This window comes from Micromonospora sp. NPDC005087, from assembly GCF_042872965.1.
Lineage (GTDB): Bacteria > Actinomycetota > Actinomycetes > Mycobacteriales > Micromonosporaceae > Micromonospora.
Map to the genome: position 1 here is coordinate 1 of NZ_JBIALB010000016.1, position 22564 is coordinate 22564.

At 70.7% G+C, this 22564-nt stretch carries 15 protein-coding genes and 3 pseudogenes; 10 read left to right on the plus strand and 8 right to left on the minus strand.

Features of this window, described 5'->3' with window-relative positions; genetic code table 11:
- Positions 1 to 194: pseudogene (locus ACFYPS_RS28515) on the minus strand (transposase); the annotation flags it as partial.
- 35 nt (positions 195 to 229) lie between these two features.
- Here ACFYPS_RS28515 and ACFYPS_RS28520 point away from each other — a divergent pair.
- Positions 230 to 802, plus strand: coding sequence for a hypothetical protein (locus ACFYPS_RS28520; protein WP_354967359.1), 573 nt, complete (start codon positions 230 to 232; stop codon positions 800 to 802).
- 155 nt (positions 803 to 957) lie between these two features.
- Here the strand turns inward: ACFYPS_RS28520 and ACFYPS_RS28525 are convergent, their stop codons facing one another.
- Together ACFYPS_RS28525 and ACFYPS_RS28530 are read right to left on the minus strand one after the other, a co-directional pair.
- Positions 958 to 1950, minus strand: a complete 993-nt coding sequence (locus ACFYPS_RS28525) for a hypothetical protein (RefSeq protein WP_387328419.1) — start codon at positions 1948 to 1950, stop codon at positions 958 to 960.
- A 2-nt stretch (positions 1951 to 1952) separates the two neighbouring features.
- On the minus strand, positions 1953 to 2948 hold the full coding sequence (locus tag ACFYPS_RS28530) for a helix-turn-helix transcriptional regulator (protein ID WP_354967357.1): 996 nt from the start codon (positions 2946 to 2948) through the stop codon (positions 1953 to 1955).
- 336 nt (positions 2949 to 3284) lie between these two features.
- On the opposite strand from ACFYPS_RS28530, the gene ACFYPS_RS28535 reads away from it, so the two are divergent.
- Together ACFYPS_RS28535 and ACFYPS_RS28540 are read left to right on the plus strand one after the other, a co-directional pair.
- A complete protein-coding gene (locus ACFYPS_RS28535; protein WP_387328423.1) occupies positions 3285 to 7709 on the plus strand; it encodes a S8 family serine peptidase in 4425 nt (1474 codons plus the stop codon).
- A gap of 271 nt (positions 7710 to 7980) precedes the next feature.
- Positions 7981 to 8469: pseudogene (locus tag ACFYPS_RS28540) on the plus strand (adenylate/guanylate cyclase domain-containing protein); the annotation flags it as partial.
- Here the strand turns inward: ACFYPS_RS28540 and ACFYPS_RS28545 are convergent.
- Positions 8441 to 9091: a transposase gene (locus tag ACFYPS_RS28545; RefSeq protein ID WP_387328425.1), complete on the minus strand. Its 651-nt coding sequence runs from the start codon at positions 9089 to 9091 to the stop codon at positions 8441 to 8443. The pseudogene ACFYPS_RS28540 and the gene ACFYPS_RS28545 overlap by 29 nt on opposite strands.
- A 126-nt stretch (positions 9092 to 9217) precedes the next feature.
- Between ACFYPS_RS28545 and ACFYPS_RS28550 the strand changes: the two genes are divergently transcribed.
- From ACFYPS_RS28550 to ACFYPS_RS28560, 3 genes are read left to right on the plus strand one after another with little or no spacing between them, the layout of a single operon-like run.
- Positions 9218 to 9583, plus strand: a complete 366-nt coding sequence (locus ACFYPS_RS28550) for a hypothetical protein (RefSeq protein ID WP_354967355.1) — start codon at positions 9218 to 9220, stop codon at positions 9581 to 9583.
- Positions 9584 to 9599: 16 nt separating this feature from the next.
- Complete coding sequence (locus ACFYPS_RS28555; RefSeq protein ID WP_354967354.1) at positions 9600 to 9974, plus strand: hypothetical protein; 375 nt, start codon at positions 9600 to 9602, stop codon at positions 9972 to 9974.
- Positions 9975 to 9986: 12 nt separating this feature from the next.
- The gene (locus ACFYPS_RS28560) at positions 9987 to 11180 is read left to right on the plus strand and encodes an MFS transporter (protein WP_387328428.1); all 1194 of its coding nucleotides are present in this window, start codon (positions 9987 to 9989) and stop codon (positions 11178 to 11180) included.
- Positions 11181 to 11256: 76 nt separating this feature from the next.
- Here the strand turns inward: ACFYPS_RS28560 and ACFYPS_RS28565 are convergent, their stop codons facing one another.
- The 3 genes and pseudogenes from ACFYPS_RS28565 to ssd form a co-directional block, all read right to left on the minus strand.
- On the minus strand, positions 11257 to 11538 hold the full coding sequence (locus tag ACFYPS_RS28565) for a hypothetical protein (protein ID WP_354967352.1): 282 nt from the start codon (positions 11536 to 11538) through the stop codon (positions 11257 to 11259).
- Positions 11539 to 11698: 160 nt separating this feature from the next.
- Positions 11699 to 12565: pseudogene (locus tag ACFYPS_RS28570) on the minus strand (TadA family conjugal transfer-associated ATPase); the annotation flags it as partial.
- Entirely contained in the window at positions 12562 to 13665 is a 1104-nt protein-coding gene (gene ssd / locus ACFYPS_RS28575) for a septum site-determining protein Ssd (RefSeq protein ID WP_387328532.1), read from the minus strand. The gene ssd and the pseudogene ACFYPS_RS28570, both read right to left, overlap by 4 nt.
- Before the next feature lie 352 nt (positions 13666 to 14017).
- On the opposite strand from ssd, the gene ACFYPS_RS28580 reads away from it, so the two are divergent.
- Both ACFYPS_RS28580 and ACFYPS_RS28585 read left to right on the plus strand, forming a co-directional pair.
- The gene (locus tag ACFYPS_RS28580) at positions 14018 to 14692 is read left to right on the plus strand and encodes a TMEM175 family protein (RefSeq protein ID WP_387328432.1); all 675 of its coding nucleotides are present in this window, start codon (positions 14018 to 14020) and stop codon (positions 14690 to 14692) included.
- Positions 14693 to 15452: 760 nt separating this feature from the next.
- Positions 15453 to 16256, plus strand: a complete 804-nt coding sequence (locus ACFYPS_RS28585) for an HAD family phosphatase (protein WP_210911022.1) — start codon at positions 15453 to 15455, stop codon at positions 16254 to 16256.
- A gap of 172 nt (positions 16257 to 16428) precedes the next feature.
- Here the strand turns inward: ACFYPS_RS28585 and ACFYPS_RS28590 are convergent, their stop codons facing one another.
- Entirely contained in the window at positions 16429 to 17175 is a 747-nt protein-coding gene (locus tag ACFYPS_RS28590; RefSeq protein ID WP_354967350.1) for an oxidoreductase, read from the minus strand.
- A 224-nt stretch (positions 17176 to 17399) separates the two neighbouring features.
- On the opposite strand from ACFYPS_RS28590, the gene acs reads away from it, so the two are divergent.
- Positions 17400 to 19364, plus strand: a complete 1965-nt coding sequence (gene acs / locus ACFYPS_RS28595) for an acetate--CoA ligase (protein WP_354967349.1) — start codon at positions 17400 to 17402, stop codon at positions 19362 to 19364.
- 268 nt (positions 19365 to 19632) lie between these two features.
- Entirely contained in the window at positions 19633 to 22431 is a 2799-nt protein-coding gene (locus ACFYPS_RS28600) for an immune inhibitor A domain-containing protein (RefSeq protein WP_354967348.1), read from the plus strand.
- Positions 22432 to 22564: the final 133 nt, after the last annotated feature.

Below are 22564 nucleotides of genomic sequence, written 5' to 3' on the forward strand. Positions count from 1 at the left end.
ATGTGCAGTACCCGGTTGATCTGTCGGTTCCCGGCGCGGGAGAGGCGGTGGCGTACTTGCTCGCCGGATGACGCGTCGATGGGGGCGGTGCCGTTTCAGGAGGCGAAGTGGGCTCGGTTCGGGAACCGGGTGATGTCGCTGATTTCGACCAGCAGCCGGGCGGCGCCGGACGGTCCGATGCCGTGCAGGTCCATCAACCGCTTAACCCTGCACCGGGAAGGAAGAGGCGTTGATCATCACTACGACGGGGCCCCGCCGACGCGTACGTGCGGCCACCGCGGTGCTGGCCGTCGCCGGCGCCGGGTGCTCCTCCTTCACCGAGGCTCCCACCAGCACCCCGTCAGCGACCGCCGCCGCCCCGTCCTCGACCGAGGATGCGGAGGCCGCCGAGGCCCGGGCCGACGCCCTGGCCGCCTACAACAGCTATCGGGAGGCGCAGCTGGCCGCGATGGCGACCAGTGACGTCTCGGGCGGGGATTTGCGGCGGTACACGGCTGACCCGCTGCTGACGCAGATCCGGCTGACTCTGCAGCAGCACCAGCAGCAGGGACTGATCAACGCGGGCACGCCGTCCTGGTCGCCGCAGGCGACGCAGGTGAATGTCAGCTCTCGGCCCTTCACGGTGCAGATCGAGGACTGCTTCGACCACGGCAACTGGCGTGTGGTCCGCAAGAGCACCGGTGAGGCGGTTTCCGCGCCCGGCCAGAGCACCCGCTACCCGGTCGTGGCCAAGGCGGTCCTTTACGACGACGGCCGCTGGCTGATCCAGACCGCGCAAGCTCAGCGGGAACGGCGCTGCTGAACTCTCGCTGAGCTCGCCCGCTGGTGGAGAGCTGGGTTCTGGGCCACACTTCGCCCCGGCGAGGTCGGAGCAAGGCGGCGGATGAGGATAGCGTGTCCGCCACCCGAGTCGGCAAAGCCGAAATCTGCGGCTGCTGAGCCGGGCGACAGCGGCTCCTACGGTTCGTGCTCTTCCCGCTCTTCCCGGCGGGCGGCCTGCACACCGGCCTGAAACCGGGTACGGGCGCCGAGTGAGGCCATCAGCGCTGCGATGTGTCGCTGCGCGGTGCGGTAGCCGACGCCGAGCTGGCGCGCGATCGCCTCGTCGGTGAGCCCGGAGAGCAGGAGCGCGATGAGCCGTCGGTGCTCGACCGGAGGGCGGTGGTTCGGTGGCGCGGCCGGAGAGGGTTGCAGTGGCAGGGCGGACCGCCACAGCCCTTCGAAGAGGTGCCCCAGGGCGTCGAGGAGCGCGCAGGGCCGGAGCAGCACGGCGCTCCCACCCTCGTCGTCGGGCCGGCGGATGAGCAGGCCGTACCGGCCGTCGGCGAGGTAGAGCTTGAGTGGCAGGGTCGGCAGTACCCGGGCCTGCTGGCCGGCGGCAACGAGCTGTTCGAGCCCGTGCAGGGCGCCCGGCTGTTCGAGGGACGAGCGCTCGTAGATGGTGCGGGAGCGCACGCCTCGCCGGAGCAGCTCGACCCCACCGCTCGTCGTGCCGGCCCCGTCGAGGTACGGGGGCTTGTCCAGGCAGAGGATCTCCGTCTCGGCCGTACGCCGGAGGCGGTGGAGCCGTTCCAGCACCGCCTCGCGCCCGCTGACCACCTCCAGCACGGCGGTCGAGTCGGTGAGGCTGGGGTCCGTGCGGTGGACCGCGGCCAGGCGGTGGAGGTTCTCGCGGGCGGCCTGCAACCGCCGCTCGTACGCCCGGATCGGTGCGTCGAGGGCGACCTCGGGGTCGACGGCCGTGTAGGTGGTCGGGTCGTCGTCGCCCGCCACGACGAGCCCGGCGGCGGCGAGCGCGCCGAGCGCGTCACGCAGCGGCTCGGAACGGATCCAGGACCGGTCGAGGTCGACCGCCGTGGCACCCGGCTGCGCGACGACCAGTTCGTACGCCGCGGACTCGACCGCGGTCAGGCCGGTCGCGTCGAGGTCGCCCTCCGGATGCGTCGGCACTGTCAGACCACGCCTCCGGACGTGGTGATCCAGCCGCGGCGGATGGCCTGGTAGCCGGCCTGGAACCGGCTGGCCGCCCCCAACCGCCGCAGCATCGCGCTGATCCGGCGACGCACCGTGCGTTCGGTGCAGCCCTGCTGGGCGGCGATCGCCGCGTCGGTCAGCCCGGCCGCGAGCAGGGGTAGCAGTTCGCCCTCGACCGGCGACGGTGCGTCGCCGACCTCCACGAGCTGCGGGTGGCCGTCGCGTACCTGCAACGGGACGCCCTGCTCCCAGGTGATCTCGAACAGCGCGCCGAGCATCTCGATCAGGGTCGGGTCGCGGACGAGCATGGCGGACTCGACGTTCTCGGGGTGGACCGGGAGCAGCGCCAGCGGGTGGTCACTGAGCACCAGCTTGATCGGCACGGTGGAGACGCGGATCTCCTCGCCGACGGAGAGCCCCTGTGCGAAGTCGGCGAGCCGGCCGGGATCGTCGAGCCCCCGCCGGTCGTAGATCACCCGATAGTGGATGCCTTGGCGCAGCAGCTCCAACTCCACCGGCTCGTTCAGGGGCGGGACGTCCACGTAGGGCGGAGCGTCGAAGACCCGTACCTCATGACGGGCGCTGAGCTGGACGTCGATGAACGCTTGCTTGATCGCCTGCTTTCCGTGCAGGATCTCGACGAGGCCTCCCGCGTCGTGCGGGTGCTGACCGGCGTGGAAGACCGCCGCCAGCCGGGCGCGCCGGGCCCGGGCGCGGGACAGAGCGCGTTCACCGGCGAGGGTCAGTACATCGGAGACCTCGTCCGGTGCCACCGCCTGGAATCGCGCCGGCGCCCCGGGCAGTCGCAGCGCCAGCCCCAACTCCTCGAGCCGGGCGAGCAGCGCACGGGCCTGCCCTCGCCACGGCTGGTCGGCGGCCGACCGGTCGAGCGTCTCAAGGGGAACCACCGGGCGTTCGAGCAACCACTCGTAGAGCGCCTGCTCGGCCGCCGTGACCCCCAAGATCCGCAGCACCCGTTCATCGTGCGGCAACCCCGGGTTGATGTCCATCCTGTTCCCGCCGGTGGCGTGAACCGGACGTCACAACCGCCTTCTGCCGAATCGGCAGTGGTGGCATCGTCGGCAGGCGCGCTCGCCAGGAAACCTGTGCCGGTGCCGGGTGCGCTCGCGACCATGGCCGATCGGCTCAGCCGGCGGGCGCAGTCGTGAGTCGACTCGCCGAAGGAGAGTGCGCAGCGTGCCAACCGAAGCAGTACCCCTGGATCCGACCTGGCGGAGCGCGACACCGCCCGAACCGGCGCTCCCGTGCGCCGGCCCTGTCACCGTCGCGCCACGGGCGGGAGGTGCCCGATGAGCACCGTCCGAACCGCCCGGCGTGCACGTTGGTCCCAGCTCGTCAGCCTAGTCGCTGCGCTCGGCCTGGTGGCCGGCGTGACGGCCGTGACCGGTGGGCCCGGCCAGCCCGCCGCAGCAGCCCCGGAGAAGCTCCAGCCGGAGCTGCGGGCGAGCATGCGGACCCTTCCGGTGCAGCCGTTCTGGGTACGCCTGGAAGACCGCGCCGACCTGTCCGCGGCGTCGGCCGTCAAGGACTGGAACGCGCGCGGCGCGGCGGTCGTCGAGGCGCTGCGAAAGACGGCCGAGAAGAGCCAGGCCGACGTCGTCCGCCGGCTGAAGGCGGAGGGCGTGGAGTACCACACCTTCTACGCCTCCAACACCGTCTACGTCCCCCGCGGCACCCTCGACCTGGCCGAGACCCTCGCCAAGGAGACCGAGGTCAGCGCCATTCAGGTGCACCGCATGTACGAGCTGCCGGAGCCGCTGAAGGCGCAGCAGGTCGCCGACGTCGACGAGGTGGAGTGGGGCGTCCACGCGATCGGTGCCGACCGGGTGTGGGCGGACGGCACGCGCGGCGAGGGCATCGTCGTGGGCAGCATCGACAGTGGCGTGCAGTTCGACCACCCCGCCCTGGTGAAGTCGTACCGGGGCAACACGGGCGAGGCCGGCTTCTCGCACGACTACAACTGGTTCGATCCGTCCCAGGTCTGCGGCTCGCCGTCGCTCGCGCCCTGCGACAACAACCAGCACGGCACGCACACGATGGGCACGATGGTCGGCGACGGCGGTCCCGGCAACCACATCGGTGTCGCGCCCGGTGCCCGCTGGATCGCCGCCAAGGGCTGCGAGGAGCGGGGCTGCTCCGACTTCGCGCTGCTCGCCTCGGCGGAGTGGATGCTCGCGCCGACGAACCTGGCCGGCCAGGACCCGCGGCCGGATCTGCGCCCGCATATCGTGAACAACTCGTGGGGCACCGACAACGGCGCCGCCAGTGACCCGTGGTTCGCCGACATCGTCGAGGACTGGCGGGCCGCCGGCATCTTCCCGATGTTCTCCAACGGCAACGCGGGCGAGGGAGGCTGCGACACCTCCGGCACCCCGGGGGACTACGCGTCCACCTACAGCGCCGGCGCCTTCGACGTGAACGGCAAGATCGGGTACTTCTCCAGCCGGGGCCCCGGCGCGGGCGGCATCACCAAGCCGAACATCGCCGCCCCCGGAGTGGACGTCCGCTCCAGCGTTCCGGGCGGCGGCTACGGCGTACTGAGTGGCACGTCGATGGCGAGCCCACACGTGGCCGGCGCGATCGCCCTGCTGTGGTCGGCCGCGCCCGGACTCATCGGGGACATCGCCGGCACCACGGCCGTGCTCGACCAGGTCGCCGTCGACGTCAGCGACACCAGTTGCGGCGGTACGCCGACCAACAACAACGTCTGGGGCCAGGGCAAGCTGGACGCCTACACCGCGATCGCGGAGGCCCCGCGTGGCGAGACGGGCCAGTTGGCCGGCAAGGTCACCGACGCGAAGACCGGCGAGCCGATCAGCGGTGCCGAGGTCCGGATCAGCGGCCCGATCCACCGTACGGTCACCACCGGCGCCGACGGCAGCTACGCCGCCACGCTCTCGGCCGGCGAGTACGGCGTCACCGCCTCCGCCTACGGTTACGGCGACGGCACCGCGTCGGCGACCGTCACCGCCGGCGCCAACGCCACCCGGGACATCCGCCTCCAGCGCAGCGCCGAGGTCGAGGTCAGCGGAACGGTCACCGACGACTCCGGACACGGCTGGCCGCTGTACGCGCGGATCAACGCGCCCGGCCTGCCGGTCGAACCGTGGTTCACGGACCCGAAGACCGGCCGTTACGAGCTGACCCTGCCGGCCGACTCGACCTACCACCTGATCGTCACCCCGCTCTACCCGGGCTACCGGACCAGCGCGGTCGACGTACCGGTCGGTGAGGGGGCCGTGGTCCGGGACGTCCGGGCGGGGATCGACGAGACGTCGTGCCTGGCGCCCGGCTACGCGTACCCGCTGCGGGCGAACTTCGAGGGTTGGACGGACCCGGCCGAGCGGGCGGGCTGGACGGTCGAGGACAACCTCGGTGGCGGGCACGCCTGGCAGTTCGACGAGCCTGGCGGTCTGGACAACGTCACCGGGGGCACTGCCGGGTTCGCCACCGCCGACTCCTGGCACAACGACCTGACGGAGGAGGACACCAACCTCGTCTCGCCGGTGGTCGACCTGTCGGGTCAGAGCGCACCGCAACTCGCGTTCAAGACGCTCTACCTGGGTGAGGGCGGGACCGCGCGGGTGGGCATCGACCTGAGCGTCGACGGCGGCTCGACCTGGACTACCGTCTGGCAGAAGAACACCGAGAACGCGCTCGGGCCGGTGAGCGTTCCGCTGCCGCAGGCCGCCGGTCAGGCGCGGACCCGGCTGCGTTTCCACTACGCCGGCAGCGGTATCGCCCTGTGGCAGGTGGACGAGGTCACCGTCGGCGCCTGCGGTCCGACCCCCGGTGGCTTGGTCACCGGCGTGGTGCGCGACGACAACACCGGTGACCCCGTCGACGGCGCGAAGCTGGTCGACAAGGCGAGCCGGAGCGAGCTCGCGGTGAGCGCCGCGACGCCGCTCGACCCGAACCTGCCGGACGGCTTCTACTGGCTGTTCAGCTCGCAGGCCAAGCCGACGTTCACGGTCAGCTACCCCCGGTACGCCACCGGCGAGGCACGCACCACCGTGTCGCCGGACCGCGTCACCACCAAGGACTGGCGCCTGCGCGCCGGGCACCTGAAGGTCAGCGCAGAGAGCCTCGACCTCACCACGCGGCTCGGGAAGTCGGCCACCCGTACCCTCACCCTCACCAACGACGGCACTAGTCCGGTGCACGTCAAGCTGGGCGAGCAGGTCGTCACCCCCACCGGCCCGGCCGGTCAACGGGTCGCCGAGCAGCCCGGCGCGCCGCTGCGGCGCGTCAAGGTGGATCCGCCGAGGACGGGACCGTTGCCGAAGGCGCCGGCGGGCCAGCCGGTCCAGCCGGCGGAGCTGGCCAGTCCGGAGGACGCGACCCCGGCCGTCGAGCCGTGGGTCCGGATCGCCAACTACCCGACCCGGATCCTGTACAACGCCGCGGGCTACCACGCGGGCAAGCTCTACTCCGTGGGTGGGACCACCAACGGCTTCCTGGAGGGAATGACCCGCGGCGGGTACGTCTACGACCCGGTGACTCTCACGTGGAGCCCGATCGCCGACTCCCCGGAGGCGGTCGCGAACGGGTCCGGCATCTTCCTCGACGACAAGATGTACGTCGTCGGTGGCACGAGCATGCAGGGCACCGTGCTCAAGACGGTGTACGTCTACGATCCCGCCCAGGACTCCTGGGGACGGGCGGCGGACCTGCCGCAGCCCGTCAGCGACGCCGCGATCGCGGCGCTCGATGGGCGGCTCTACGTCGTCGGAGGCTGCTTCGAGTCCTGCCCGGCGCACGCCGCGACGGTCTACCGGTACGACCCGATCCAGGACTCGTGGACCCGTCTCACCGACTACCCGGTCGGGGTGAACGCTCCCGGCTGCGCCGGGGTCGCCGAGCGGGTCGTCTGCGCGGGCGGGTACGACGGTGACAACATGGTCGCGTCGACCTTCGTGTTCGACCCGGCCAGCGGCGAATGGACCCGGGGCGCGGACGCGCCGTACGGCGTCTTCGCCATGGGCGCCAGCGGCGCCTACGACAAGTTGCAGCTCTTCAGCGGCCTGCAGAACGGCTCCATGTTGACCAACGAGGCAATCGAGTACGACCCGGTCTCGGACAGTTGGGGCCGCCTGCCCAACGTGAACCTCCCGACCTCCGACGCCGCCACCGCCTGCGGCGTGTACCGGGTCGGTGGTTCGGTGGGCCTGTGGAACCCGCAGCTCAGCGCCGAGATGCTGCCGGGGTACGACTACTGCGGCGGTACGGCGGACGTGCCGTGGCTGTCGGTGGACAAGCGGGAGTTGGACGTGGCGCCGGGCCGTTCGGTCCGGGTGACCGTCCGGGTCGACGGTGACGAGGTCACCCAGCCGGGTGACCTGGCCGCGCGGCTGGTCGTGCTCACCGACGCCCCGTACCCGGGGAGCAACGTGGCGGTGACCGGTCACTTCGAGGCGCCGCCGAACTGGGCGACGCTGAGCGGGACGGTGACCGACGCCGCCACCGGTGGCGCGGTCGGAGGTGCGACCGTGACCGTCTGCGGCGACTACCAGGCCGACGGTCACGGTCAACAGGGCTGCGGGCCGGTCAGCTACACCGTGGTGACCGACGCCCACGGCCGCTACCAGCTGCGGCTGGCGAAGAACCAGAAGGTCCAGGTCACCGCGGCCGCGCCCGGATTCCAGCCGGCGTCGACGGTGACCACGGTCCGGGGGGCGAAGAACACCGTGAACATCGCCCTGCGTACCGGCTGAGGCCGGCACCACTCCTAGGGCCAGTCCCGCCGGAACCGGTCAGCCGGTCCCCGGCGGGGCTGGCCCGCCCCGTGAGCGGGCACGATCGTGGGCCGAGGCCTGCCGGCCCGAGCCCCGGGAGCGCCGGACAACCACCGAGCGGAGGGCCGACCTTGCCCTGGGCGTGGCCGAGTGGCACCTTGAGTCCGAGCCCGGCCGGGCCGTTCTCACGATGCGTGACCGCTCGGCTTCGGGCAGCATGAACCCGACGTCACGGGCGGAGGTTCGACGCATGGCGGAACGGATCCAGCTCCCGACCGGGTGGGTGACCTTCGTGTTCACCGACATCGAGGGCTCGACCCGGCTCGCCCAACTGCTCGGCCCGGACTACCGACCGGTGCTGCGCGAGCACCGCCGGTTGCTGCGCCGGACACTGGCCGGCACCGGCGGCGCGGAGCTGTTCACCGAGGGCGACTCGTTCTTCCTCGCGTTCGCGGACGCGACCGCCGCGTTGACCGCCTGCCTCACCGCCCAGCGGGCCCTGACCAGCCACGACTGGCCCACCCCCGAGGCCGCGCCGAGGGTGCGGATGGGCCTGCACACCGGCTACGCCGAACCACGCGACGGCGAGTACGCCAGCCCCGATGTGCACCGTGCGGCCCGGATCGCCGCCGCCGCGCACGGCGGCCAGGTGCTCTGCTCGGCGTCCACCGCCCGCCGGGCCGACCCGCTGCCCGCCGGCGCCTCCCTGCTCACGTGGTGCCGGTGGAGGCGACCAGGTCCTTCAGTTCCTTGTCTGCCTCCTTGGAGCGCCGGTAGACCCGTTCGAGGTCACCGATCAGCTCCGCGGCGACCCGCCGTCGAGCCTTGCCGACCGCGTCACGGGGCCGGACCGTGGCCAGCAGTGCCTTGGCCTGGGCGGCGGACAGACTCTTCTTCGCCCCACCCGGAATCAGTTCCAGCAGCAGTTGGTGCAGCTGGGACACCATCCGGGTGTGGTCCTCACCGAGGGAGCGGCGCCGGTCGACCAGAATCCGCAGCAGAGCGAGCTGCTCATCATTGACCACCGGGCGCAGCCCGGCCATGCGGGTGCCGACCAACGCGATGGAGTGAGCGTCGGTGGCATCAGTCTTGCGGCCCTGCTCGGTGGCGAACACCCGCACCCTGGCCGACAACTTCGGCGGGACGTCGAGGACCTGCTCGCCATCGGCCAGTAGCCGGTTGGCAATGTGCCGACCGATGCCCTGGCAGCCCTCGATCGCCCAGACCCGGTGCGGCCATCGGCTGGCGTACTTCCTCATCGCCATGTAGCCGTCGCGGTCGGTGTCGAACCGGCCGCCGCCGACGACGGTCTCATCGCCGGCCATGACCTCGATCGTGGCAGAGCGCTTGTGCGGGTCCATCCCGATGACCACACGATCTGACGTGCCACTCACCGCGTCCTCCGATGCTCGATCCACCTGGGTTGTCGAGCCGGGAGGGCAACGCTACTGCGACGCATCCACCTGGGCAGGTTGCGATGGCCAGCCGTGGCGTTCGCCCTGCTGTACTTCACGCTGTCGATCGTGCTCCCGATCGCCGCGCTGGTGCTGAGCGCGGTGCGCACCTCCCCGTACATGATGTCGTTCCGCGATCTCACCAAGCCGGGTTCGGTGGACTTCAGCTCGTTCGGCACCGTTCTCCACTCCGACCTCTTCCTCAGTGCGGCCGGCAACAGCGTGGTGGTGGCTCTGCTCGCCGCCGCCGCCGGCACGGTGCTCTCCTTCCTCGTCGCCTACGTGCTGCACCGCACCAAGGCTCGCGGCCGTGGCGCGCTGCAGTCCGTGTCCATGGTCCAGCGGCCAGAACGACGGTGCCGCGGCGTGCGTGGTCACCACGCCGGACCGCGCTCGTGATCTCGGGCTCGACCCGATGGTCAGGCTGGTGGGCTGGGCAGTAGCGGGTGTTCCTGCCGCGACCATGGGAATCGGCCCCGTACCAGCGACAGCAGCCGTACTGGGCCGCGCCGGGCTGACCCTCCACGACGTCGACCTGATCGAAGTGAACGAGGCGTTCGCCGCCCAGGTCCTGGCCTGCTTCGACGAGTGGGGCATCAAGGACGACGACCTGGACCGCGTCAACGTCAACGGCTCGGGAATCTCGCTGGGCCACCCCGTCGGCGCCACCGGCGTTCGAATCCTCACTACCCTCGCGCACGAGATGCGACGCCGCGACGCCCGGTACGGACTGGAGACAACGTGCATCGGCGGTGGTCAGGGCATGGCCGCGCTCTTCGAGCTCGCCTGAGAAGGACCGGCCGTGCCTCAACTCTGGGAAAGGCCGACGGCGAAGCGTTGGTTCTTCCATTTATGCGTCTCCACAGCACTGCTCCAGGCCGTCTACAACGCTGTCCGCGTACTCGTGTCGTATCGGGCCCTCGCACTGGGCGGCGACGCCCTGGCCATCGGGATCATAACGGCACTGTTCTCGCTTGTGCCGTTGATCGTGGCCGTCCAGGTGGGGCGGGCTGTCGACCGGCGGCACGCGGCTGCCGTACTTCGCACAGGGGTGGTGCTTACTGCGGTCTCCGTACTGGTGGTCGCGGTCAGTGGTGACCTGGTCGTCCTCGCCCTCGGCAATGTGCTCCTGGGATTCGGCCAGATCCTGACCACGGTCTCCGGGCAAGGTCTCGTACCCATCCTCTCGAAGCCCCACGAACTCGACCGCCGGTTCGCCGGCTGGACATTGAGCGTGTCGATTGGCCAGTCGGTCGGCTTGCCCCTGGCCGGGCTCGTTGCCGCCGCGAGCAGCGACGAGCGCTCTGTGGCCACCACCCCGGCGCTCCTGACGATGATCGCTGGCGCAGTGCCCGCGGCACCGTTCGCTTTCGTCCTAAGTGAACGCTCTTCTCCCGCCGGAACGTCCGCCAGGGACGTGCAGCAGTCCGTGTTCAGAATGCTGGCGATCCCAGGCATGCGGCCTGCGCTATTCAGCAGCCTGGTGGTCCTGACCTCGATGGACCTGCTCTCGGCCTACCTGCCGGTTCTCGGAGAGCAATTTGGCTTCAGCGTGATCCTTGTCTCGCTGCTGCTGACCGTGAGGACGACGGCGTCAGTCGTGTCTCGCGCCGTCCTGCCGCGCCTGCTGAAGTCCTTGCCACGCCCCTGGCTCCTGGTCTCCGCCACGTTGTGCTCGGCGTTGCCGATGGCCGCGGTGCCGCTCCTTCGCGAGCCCATGGCAATGGCGCTTCTGCTGGCGATTGCCGGCTTCTTCTGGGGCATTGGGCAACCATTGACCATGACCTGGGTCGTCGGACTGGTGTCACAACCGAACCGCGCATCCGCCCTGTCGCTCAGACTCACCGGGAATCGACTGGGTCAGGTTCTCGTGCCGCTAGGGGCCGGCGTGGTGGCCGGTGCCGCAGGCGCCGCGTCGGTCTTTGTCGTGACAGGTGCCCTGTTGTGGACGTCAGCAGGCATCACCTGGCGCGCCATACGCGAAGGCGCAGAGTAGGAGGGCGGGGGAAGAACTGGGCCCGGCAGGCCTATCTACGGATAGCCTCAGCCATTCACAGGCGGGCGGGTGCCGCCTAGGGCTGGGCGGGCCGGTGTTCGACCAGCCAGGCGGCGAACTGCTGGGGGGTACGAACGCCGTGGTCCAGGACGGCGGCGTAGATCACCAGGCCACCGATCTGGTCTGGGTAGCCCGGTAGCCGGTGCCACACGTCTTTGATCGGCAGGACCGCGTCCCACTGCTCGTCGGTGATGGACTCCCGCAGCGCCTCGTGCCGGGCGGTGGCGTGCGGATCGCGCAGCCACACGGACAGATCGATGCGCCAGGTGCCCGGCTGCCTCTGCAGGGTGATGGGCACGTGGTACCGCTCGTCACGGATTGCGCCGGTGCGGCAGCGCGGGCCGCGTTCGTCCCGGGCGCTTGGCCAAGGCAGGAGAGCCGGCTGAAATATCGGGACGTCGCTGAAATTTGTACGGAAAAGAATCTTGGCGTACTGAAATCTCCGGTGAGAACCGACACCCGTCATGGCCGGTGTTCAACGCAGCCAGCAGGTCGACCACCTCACCGCCCCGGCACTCCCCGACCACCAGCCGGTCCGGGCGCATCCGCAACGCCTGCCGGACCAGGTCGGCGAGGCTGACCACACCCGTTCCCTCGACGTTGGCGGTTCGCGCCTGGAGCCCCACCACGTGCGGATGCCCCGGGTGCAGTTCGGCGGCGTCCTCCACCAGCACGATCCGCTCGGTGGCCGGCACCATTCCCAGCAGCGTGTTGAGCAGGGTCGTCTTGCCCGACCCCGTACCGCCGGTGACCAGGTACGCCAGCCGGGCCGCGACGACGGCGGCGAGCAGCGGTGCCACCGGTCGCGGCACCGTCCCCTGGCGCACCAACTCATCGAGGGTGAACGGGCGGTGCCGGAAGGTCCGCAGGGACAGGTAGGGGCCCTCGGTCGCCACCGGCGGCAGCACGGCGTGCAGCCGGGTGCCGTCGGGCAGCCGCGCGTCCGCGTACGGGGAGCCGTCGTCGAGCCGCCGCCCGGCGCTGCCGATCAGTCGCTGCGCCAACCGCCGGACGTCCTCCACCGAGCCAACCGGCACGGCGACCTGGTGCAGCCCCGACCCACGGTCGACCCATACCCGAGTCCCGTTGACGAGGACGTCGGTCACCTCCGGGTCGGCCAACAGCGACGCCAGTGGCCCGGCGCCGACGAGGTCGTCGTGGACCCGGTCGGCGATCCGCAGGACGGCGGTGTCACCGAGCACCGCGGTGGTGGGCTCGGCCCGCACCGCGGAGACGATCGCCGCCGGGGTGACCGGGGTGGTGTCGGCGGCGATCCGTTGCCGCACCCGGGCGGCGAGTGTGTGCTCCTCCGGCCGGCCGGTCATGCCGCACCCGTAGCGGGCACGCCGGTGAGGTCGGAGACGATCCGCTGGCAGAGCGTGGCCAGCGGTCCCTTGCCGGCGGCGGCCGGCGCCTCGCCCCGTTCAAGACCGCGGCAGAGCCCCGGCTCGGGGCGCAGCGTGCCGGCGAGGGGAAGCCCGAGCGCCCGTGCCACCTCGGTCGCCCGCAGGTGGCCCGGTGCGGGGCCGCGTACCACCACCGAGAGCGCGGCGCAGTGCGGGGCGGCGGCGGCCACCACTCGCGCGGCGGCCGCCGTGGCACGCAACTCGGCCGGGACGACGACGAACGCCTGATCGGCCGCCTGCAAGGCGATCATGGCGGCGTCGTCCAACTGCCGAGGGAGGTCGACGACCACGAAGTCCCGGCCGCGCCGGGCAGCGTCGACGGTGGCGGCCATCGCCGCCGCGGGCAGGGCCAGCAGGTCGCCGCGGTCCCAGGAGAGCACCACCAGGTCGCCCCGGCTGGGCAGAGCCCGGACCAGCGCGGGGGCGTCGACCCGCCCGTCCGCGCCGGTGAGCGACGGCCAGCGCAGCCCGTCCAGCTGCTCCCAGCCCAGCACGAGGTCGAGACCGCCGCCGAGCGGGTCGGCGTCGACGAGCAGGGTACGCAGCCGCGCCCGGGCGGCGGTCACGGCGAGCCCGCCGGCCAGCACGCTCGCCCCGGCGCCGCCCCGGCCACCGAGCAGCGCGACGATCCGGGCGCCGGAACCGTCCGGCCGGTCCGGGCCCTGCTCGGCGAACCGATCGACCAGCCACGGCTCCGCGGCGGGCAGCATGGCGACGTGCTCGGCCCCGATCAGCTCGGCGATCTGCCAGCCGGGGTCGAGCTGGCCGGCCCGACCGACCAGCACCAGCCGGGGCCGCTGCGGCAATCGGGCACGCAGACACGACTGCGCCTGATCGGCACCGAGCAGCACCAGCGGCGCGGGAAGCCAACGGGTGCGGGCGGCGGCCGGGTCGGCGGCGAGCTCGACCTCGGTGCCGCCGGCGGCGGCGAGCCGGAGCAGGTCGTCGAGCAAGTCGCCGTCCTCCGTGACGACCAGCGGTAGCCGGCGGATCGGCGGAACGGAGGTACGGGGTGGCATCGCGGCCTCCAGCGGTCGGGCTCGGTTGTGCCGCCGACCCTGCTCGGAATCCGCCCCGCAGACCGCCCCGGCGACGCTGTCTGTGGACAACGCCGCGGGCTGTGGACAACGCCCGGCGTGACAGTTGATCTGCTATGTGCGCGGCCTGTCCGACCGACGCTCCGCCTCGATGGAACGCGCAGCGGGGCCGCACACATAGGAGCGGCCCCGCTGCCCTCGGTCAGCCGAGTCGGTCGGAACTGGTACGCGACCGGCACGAGCACCGACCCCGGGCGGCCGGCGGGGCGGGATGGTGGGTGACACGCCCGCCCGCCTGCACGTATAGGCAGGTCCTGTATCTCAGGCTTGGGCGGTGGCAGAACCTGTTCGCGAACCAGCAAAGTCGATGGCCTTCGGGATGGAGCGCCAACCCGCGCGGCTCGTCGCCTTCAGCGATGCCGTCTTCGCGATCTCCATCACCCTGCTCGTACTGGAGATCCATCCACCGCAGGACACCCGGCACCTGACCCACGGTCTCGCTGCGTTGTGGCCGTCCTACCTGGCCTACGCCCTCACCTTCCTTCTCATCGGGCAGGTGTGGGCCAACCACCACGTCATGTTCGACCACCTGCGCGCCGCCGACCGGGTGGTCCTGCTGCTCAACACTCTTCTGCTGATGACCATCGCGTTCCTGCCATTCGCCGCGTCCGTGCTGGCCGCCGCGTTCCGCGACGGACATGGGCAGCGGACCGCCGTGGTCTTCTACGGCATCTCGCTCGGAGTGGCAGCCACTCTGTTCAACGCGATCTGGGCGTACGCGCGCCGTGATCGTCGGCTGCTGGGAACCGTTGATCCCGCCGGCGCGAGAGCCATCAGCAGGCGGTTCCGGATCGCACCGTTCTGGATCGCCGCCGGAGTTGTGCTGGGTGCCCTGGTCCCCGTCCTCGGCGTGGCCGTGATCACCGCGTTGATCCCCTTCTACTGGTTGCCGATCGCGGGCGAGATCGCCCGGCCGAAGCGGCGGCGCGGCGGCGGAGGTCGGGAGTGACCCCTCCCGGGAGGGCGTTTTGGAGGACCGAGGCGACCTGTGACCTGGTGTGGCGCGCTCGCAGCGATCGCATCCCAGTCACACATCAAATGTCGGATCACACGCCGGCAGGCCGGTGTCCGGTCTCGGGACCTGCGTGACAGATCGGTATCAGGACTTGCGTGACACTCCGCCAATGTTGGCCACAGCGCGCGGTGAAGCTCCGTGACCGCCAGGAACATCGACGGACCGGACTCACTGACTCGGCTCACGCTCCGGGCACGACGCTCAATCGTTATACGCACACACCACGGACGACTACGCCGCACGTGTCCTGGAGGCGTTCGACCGCTCTGCCGCCTCCCTGCTGCCTCCGGTCGGGGAAACGCCGTCCCTGGACGACCTGGACGGGCAGGAGGACGACCTGTGACCTGCTACGGAGCGCTCCCAGGACAAAGGGACGACCCCCGTCGGGGGGAGACGGGGGTCGTCGAAGGTTCGGCTCCGGGGGGGTCGAGCCGAACCACTCAGCGGTCACGGGGGGTGCAACCGCCGAGGGTCTGTCTGTTTTCCGAGATATGAAAGCTCGTCGTGCGGACAAGTCTGCCTGAGCGGGCCCGTCACGTCGAGTGGTGTCCACTCCACTCACTGCGAAAATCTCCTTGCGGAGTGTGAGCGTGATCACGCTGAGCGGAGGTGGTGGCGCCGGCCCGCAGGTCCGAGGGGTGGCCTGACCCCGGGCACCCGCCGACCATAGACCATCCGGCTAGACTTTCGCGCCGTGGGCCGAAGTGCCGCTTTCTTCGATCTGGACAAGACCGTCATCGCCAAGTCGAGCGCCCTGGCGTTCGGTCGGCCGTTCTACCGGGACGGGCTGATCACCCGGCGTGACGTGGTCAAGTCGGCGTACGCGCAGCTGATGTTCCGGCTGGGCGGCACCGACGAGCAGACCATGGCCCGAACACGGGACTACCTGGCTGCGCTCTGCAAGGGCTGGCCGGTGGAGCAGGTCCGCCAGATCGTCGCGGAGACGCTCCACGAGCTGATCAACCCCTACGTGTACGCCGAGGCCGCCGCGCTGATCGTGGAGCACCAGGCGGCCGGCCGGGACGTGGTGCTGGTCTCCGCCTCTGGCGAGGAGATGGTCCGGCCGATCGGTGAACTGCTCGGGGTGACCGATGTGATCGCCACCCGGATGACGGTGCGGGACGGCCGGTACAGCGGCGAGGTCGAGTTCTACGCGGCCGGCCCGAGCAAGGTCGAGGCGGTCAGCGAGCTGGCCACCGCCCGGGGCTACGACCTGGCCGACTCGTACGCCTACTCCGACTCGTACAGCGACCGACCGCTGCTGGAGTGCGTCGGCCACCCGAGTGTGGTCAACCCGGACCGGCAGCTGCGCAAGCTGGCCTCGGAGAACGCCTGGCCGGTGCTGGAGTTCCGCCACCCGATCCCGCTGGGCCGTCGATTGCGGGAGCGTCCCGCCGTCCCGGTGGCCGCTGCGGCACTGGGGGTCGGCGTGGGTGTGGCCATCGGCATCGCCTGGTACGGCCGGCACCGTCGCACCCGCTCCGCCGCCACCGCCTGACCTCCACACCCACCCTCCCGCGCAACACCTGGTGCCCGCTATCCGGACAGTGCCTGTTGCGTGGGTGTAAGCAGAGCAAAGGGCTCATGGACCTGTGGTGGGCGTATTGGCGCTCTTCGCGTTTCTTGTGAGCCACCACAACTCCATGATCGACAGGAGCGGGAGCGCGGGGTCAGGTGGCGGCGAGGATTTCGTCGCCGATGGCGGTGAGCTGGTCGGCGCCGACCTCTACGGCCGCCATGTAGTGGCGTAGCCAGGAGCGCAGACCGTCCGGGGTGCCGGTGGCGAAGGCGCCGGCCGAGCCGACGTACTCGGGTTCCCGCTCGCGGTGGCCGACGTCGACGGCGAGCAGGCCGCGCGGGTCGAAGCCGCTGGCGAGCAGCACCAGCCGCGCGGCGCCGCGGGCCACCACGCCGGACGGGCCGGCGAACGGGCGCAGGTTCAGCAGTTCCCCGTGCACCACGGCGGCGAGCACCAGCGGGGAGACCTTCGTGCCACCGGCGACCAGCCCGGCGAGACCGTCCAGCCTGGCGGCGACCACCGGGTCGGCGACCGGTCGGCCCAGCTCGTCCTCCGGCACCATGTCCCGGGCGGCGAGTACGTGCAGCTTCGCGAGGGCCTGCCGGGGCGCCTTCGGCCAGAGCTCGCTCAGCCCGGGCAGGGCACCGGCTACCCGCAGCGCCCCCTGGAGCACCGGGTCGGTGACGGTGCCGGCGCGAACCGCCTCGCGCTCGTGTGCGTACCCCTCGAGGGCGGCGCTGGCCACCGCGGACCGGAGGCTGACCTCGGCCGCGACCTGGCCGCCGTGCCGGCGCAGCGCGCGGTGCCCGAGCGCCTGGTCGAACCGCTCGCGGGCCTGCTCGACGGCGGCGGCGATGTCGGCGAGCGCGAGCAGCGGGGCGAGCGGGTCCGTGGTCACCCCGCCACGCTAGCGACCCGGCCCGGCCTCCGGGGCCGCACCCGCCCGCAACGCGACCCGGGCCACCGCCCGCCGCAGCGCGCCCGACGCGGGCACGACTGCGCGGGCCGTCGGGCGCGCGGCGGAGGCCGCTCGGCGCGAGGGAAGCGGGCAGCGGTCGCCTGCCGGAAGCCCCACGACTACCCTAGCGAGACGCAGGTCACCCGAGGACGAGGAGTCACGGCATGAGCGAGGCATTGGCCAATCTGCTGAACGAGACGCGCCAGTTCCCCCCGCCGGCCGAGCTTGCCGCCAACGCCAACGTCACCGCCGACGCGTACACCGAGGCCGCCGCCGACCCGCTCGCCTTCTGGGCGAAGCAGGCGGACCGGCTGGCCTGGTCGAAGAAGTGGGACGAGGTGCTCGACTGGTCGAACCCGCCGTTCGCCAAGTGGTTCGTCGGTGGGCAGCTCAACGTGGCGTACAACTGCCTGGACCGGCACGTCGAGGCGGGCCGGGGCGACAAGGTCGCCATCCACTGGGAGGGCGAGCCGGGCGACACCCGCACCATCACCTACGCCGACCTGCACGAGCTGACCTGCCGGGCGGCGAACGCACTGACCGAGCTGGGGGTCACCGCCGGCGACCGGGTGGCGATCTACCTGCCGATGATCCCGGAGGCGGCGGTCGCGATGCTGGCCTGCGCCCGGATCGGCGCCGCGCACAGCGTCGTCTTCGGCGGCTTCTCCGCCGACTCGCTGAGCAACCGCATCCAGGACGCGAGCGCCAAAGTGGTGATCACCGCGGACGGTGGTTACCGGCGGGGCAAGCCGTCGGCGCTGAAGCCGACCGTGGACGAGGCGGTGGCGAACTGCCCATCCGTGGAGCACGTGCTGGTGGTCCGCCGCACCGGCGGGGAGGTGGCCTGGTCGTCGAAGGACCTCTGGTGGCACGAGACGGTGGAGACCGCGTCGGCCGAGCACACCGCGCAGCCGTTCGACGCCGAGCACCCGCTGTTCATCCTCTACACCAGCGGCACCACGGCGCGGCCGAAGGGCATCCTGCACACCACCGGTGGCTACCTGACGCAGACGTCGTACACCACGCACGCGGTCTTCGACCTGAAGCCGGAGACGGACGTCTACTGGTGCACCGCCGACATCGGCTGGGTGACCGGTCACTCCTACATCGTCTACGGGCCGCTCTCCAACGGCGCCACCCAGGTGATGTACGAGGGCACTCCGGACACCCCGAACAAGGGCCGGTTCTGGGAGATCGTCGACAGGTACGGGGTGACCATCCTCTACACCGCTCCCACCCTGATCCGGACGATGATGAAGTGGGGCGACGAGATCCCGGCCGGCTTCGACCTGTCCTCGCTGCGGCTGCTCGGCAGCGTCGGTGAGCCGATCAACCCGGAGGCGTGGATCTGGTACCGGCAGAACATCGGCCGGGGCGAGCTGCCTGTCGTGGACACCTGGTGGCAGACCGAGACGGGCGCCATCATGATCTCGCCGCTACCCGGGGTGACCGCGGCCAAGCCGGGCTCGGCGATGACCCCGCTGCCGGGCATCGCGGCCGACGTGGTGGACGACCAGGGCCAGTCGGTGCCGAACGGCGGTGGCGGGTATCTGGTGCTGCGTGAGCCGTGGCCGTCGATGCTGCGCACCATCTGGGGTGACGACAACCGGTTCCTGGAGACCTACTGGAGCCGGTTCGAGGGCATGTACTTCGCTGGTGACGGGGCGAAGAAGGACGACGACGGGAACATCTGGCTGCTGGGTCGGGTGGACGACGTGATGCTGGTGTCCGGGCACAACATCTCCACCACCGAGGTCGAGTCGGCGCTGGTGTCGCACCCGTCGGTGGCCGAGGCGGCCGTGGTGGGCGCGACCGACCCGACCACCGGGCAGGCGATCGTCGCCTTCGCGATTCCGCGCGGCAGCACCGACATCGCCGGTGCGGCGGGTGAGCAGCTGATCGCCGATCTGCGCAACCACGTGTCGAAGACGCTCGGCCCGATCGCCAAGCCGCGGCAGATCATGCTGGTGCCGGAGCTGCCGAAGACCCGCTCGGGCAAGATCATGCGCCGGTTGCTGCGCGACGTGGCGGAGAACCGGTCGCTCGGTGACGTGACGACGTTGCAGGACTCGTCCGTGATGGAGCTGATCTCCTCGGGGATGAGCGGCGCGAAGGCCGACGAGGACTGACGGCAGGCGTACATATCGGAGGGTGGCGGTCCGTGCGGACCGCCACCCTCCGTCATTTCTTACGGGTACGACCCACACCGCCTCAGCACTGTCACATCGGTCAGTCGGAGGAGTCCGGAGAAGCTGAACGGACATACGCGGCGGGCCGCCTCTGTGCTTTGGGCCGGTTGTGATTTAGGTTCACGCAGGTTGGGAGAGTTCGACAGACATCAGATCGATGGTCGGCTACCTCAACGTCCTCCTCCCCGTGCCCGAGAAATGGAGCGGCATGAACCACAAACCGCAGTCCGGGGCGCGACGACGACTACTCGTCGCGCTGCCCGCTATCGCCCTCGCGGCCACGTCACTGACCGTGACCGGCAGCGCGGCAGCCCAGACGTCGTCCGCCGCCACCCCCCGGGCGGTGATCGGGGCCGACGAGCACTACATCAACTACGCCGAGCCCGAGGTGCAGCCGGACACTTCCGGCCGCGAGGTCAAGGGCAAGGGTGGCGTCTACACCCCCGCCGTCGACGATGCGCGTGCATTCGACAAGAAGCACGCTCGGGGCAACCCGGTGACCGCCCGGCAGCTGGCCAAGATCGAAGCGAAGTCGATCAAAACCGGCAAGAGCCCCCGGAAGATCAAGCAGTCGCCGACCACCCAGACGGCGAAGCTGCTGACGCTGCTGGTGGAGTTCAACGACCAGGCGAACGACGACTTCACCGGGGTGATGGTCCCGAAGACGGTGTTCGAGGACCGGACCTGCGTCCCCGGCACGGTGCAGAACGGCCCGAAGCACAACAACATCCCGAACCCGGCGACCCTGCCGCACGAGGACAACAACTCGATGTGGGTGCCGGACTTCTCGCCGGCCCACTTCGACAAGATGCTCTACAGCAAGACGGGCATCACCGAGCGGGTGCGCAAGGACCTGAAGGGGCCGGACGGCAAGCGGGGCATCGACCTGTCCGGTCGCACCATGCACAACATGTACCTGGAAATGTCCAAGAACGCGTACACGGTTGCCGGGCAGGCCAGCCCGTGGGTCACTGTGCCGCACTCGGAGGGATGGTACGCCGCCAACCGCTGCTTCCAGGACGAGAACGGCAACTGGGTACCGGGCCGTGAGCAGTCGATGAACGGCCACCCGGAGAACCCGGCCGGCGCCGGTCGTCTGGCGACCGACGCGATCGACGCGCTCGCCGCGACGGACCCGAACTTCCCCTGGGCCGACTACGACATCGAGGACCAGGCCGACCGGGACGGGGACGGCAACGTCTTCGAGCCGGACGGCGTGATCGACCACCTGGTGCTGGTGCACGCCGGGCAGGGCAAGTCCCGCGGTGGCGGCGCAGAGGGTGTCTACGCCGTCTGGGCGCACTCCTCCACGGTCGCCGGTGGCTACACCATCCCGGGCACGAACATCAAGGTGTCGAACTACATCGTGCAGCCGGAGGACGCCGGTGTCGGCGTCTTCGCGCACGAGTTCGGCCACGACCTGGGCCTGCCGGACCTCTATGACACCTCCGGCAACGCCGACTCCGACGTGGACTTCTGGGACCTGATGGCCTCGGGCTCGCACTCCGGGGAGATCTTCCAGGCGCTGCCGACCCACATGGGCATCTGGGACAAGTGGGTGCTCGGCTGGGCCGATCCGCTGACCATCCGCCCCGGGTCTAACCCGCGCGAGGTGAAGCTCGGACAGAGCTCGCGTACGCCGATCGACTCCGAGGACGGCATCAAGGTCGACCTGCCGGACAAGGTGACGACGCTGGCCACGCCGCACAGCGGCACGAAGATGTGGCACAGCAACAATGACCAGGAGTGGGCCGACGTCAAGCTAAGCCGTTCGGTCGACGTGCCGGCGGCTGCGGACGCCAAGTTCTGGATGTGGAACAACTACATCATCGAGCAGGACTGGGACTACGGCTTCGTCGAACTCTCGACCGACGGCGGTACGACCTGGACTGAGCAGAAGGTGTACGACGAGGGCGGCACGGTGGTCACCACGCCGGACGGCTACCCGGACCCGAACGGCCGGATGAACGACTTCGGCGGCAAGAAGTACGGCCTGACCGGCAGCACCAACGGCTGGCGTCATGACTACGTCGACCTGTCGGCGCACGCCGGGGCGACCGTGCAGCTGCGGTTGCGCCAGGCGACCGACGAGGCGTTCCAGGAGCGCAACTGGTTCGTCGACGACTTCTCGGTCACCGGCGGCGGTGCCACCACCTGGAGTGACGACGTCGAGGGCGGCGCCAACGGCTGGACGGCCACCGGCGGCACCTTCGTCGACACCACCGGCGCCGGCTGGAAGGTCTCCAGCGGCACCGAGATCCACGCCCAGTTCTACCTGGCAGAGTGGCGCAACTTCGACGGCTTCGACAAGGGCCTGAAGTACGCCTACGACACGATCTACTCGCACGACGCGTGGAAGGTCGACCGCATCTCGTACAACGCCCCGGGCATGCTGGTCTGGTACCGCGACACCGCGCTCGGCGACGTCAACCACGTCACCGGGCAGATGACCGCGCTGCCCAGCTACGGCGCGAAGGGTGGTTTGCTCATCGTCGACTCGCACTTCGACCCGTACCGGCGTAAGGGCGAGGCGGCCGTGAAGGACCCGTCGGTGACGGACAACCTGCCCAGCCGTCCGCAGTCGGCGAACGCGGCGTTCACGCTGCAGAAGACGTACCCCTTCACGGAGTGCCTGGAGGCGGCGGACGAGCCGTACAGCGCCTACTGCACGAAGTTCAAGTCCCAGCCGGGCGTGAAGGCGTTCACCGACGCCAAGGGCTGGTACCCGGGCATCGAGATGCGGGACGGGGCGGCGTACGCCCGGGACAACGACGCCTCGGTGGTGCTGCCGTCGCGGAACAACGCGCCGTACACCACCCGGGTGACCCACCCGGACGGCAGCCCGGCGCCGGAGTTCTACGGCGTGACCCTGGGCGGCGGCGCGATCGTGCTGGGCACCGGTAACCCCGGCGACCAGGGCGTCAACTACGGCGTCTCGCTCACCATCAAGAAGGCGGCACGGGACAACTCGTCCGCCACGGTGTACGTCACCCCGGCAAGGAACTGACCGCAACAGGTCTGTCGTCCGACGGATCAACGGGCGGCCCGCTCGGAGCACCACGCTCCGGGCGGGCCGTTCCGCATTCGGTCCCACCGCACGGCGTGACGTTCTCGTCGGCTCGGGCGCTGGAGATCGGGAA

What these genes read in the sequence shown, in the direction of transcription:
- ACFYPS_RS28535 (WP_387328423.1), top strand. Translation starts at nt 3,285, where the DNA reads ATGAGCACCGTCCGAACCGCCCGGCGTGCACGTTGGTCCCAGCTCGTC.
- ACFYPS_RS28545 (WP_387328425.1), bottom strand. Translation starts at nt 9,091, where the DNA reads ATGGACCCGCACAAGCGCTCTGCCACGATCGAGGTCATGGCCGGCGAT.
- ACFYPS_RS28555 (WP_354967354.1), top strand. Translation starts at nt 9,600, where the DNA reads ATGGTCAGGCTGGTGGGCTGGGCAGTAGCGGGTGTTCCTGCCGCGACC.
- ssd (WP_387328532.1), bottom strand. Translation starts at nt 13,665, where the DNA reads ATGCCACCCCGTACCTCCGTTCCGCCGATCCGCCGGCTACCGCTGGTC.
- acs (WP_354967349.1), top strand. Translation starts at nt 17,400, where the DNA reads ATGAGCGAGGCATTGGCCAATCTGCTGAACGAGACGCGCCAGTTCCCC.
- ACFYPS_RS28600 (WP_354967348.1), top strand. Translation starts at nt 19,633, where the DNA reads ATGAACCACAAACCGCAGTCCGGGGCGCGACGACGACTACTCGTCGCG.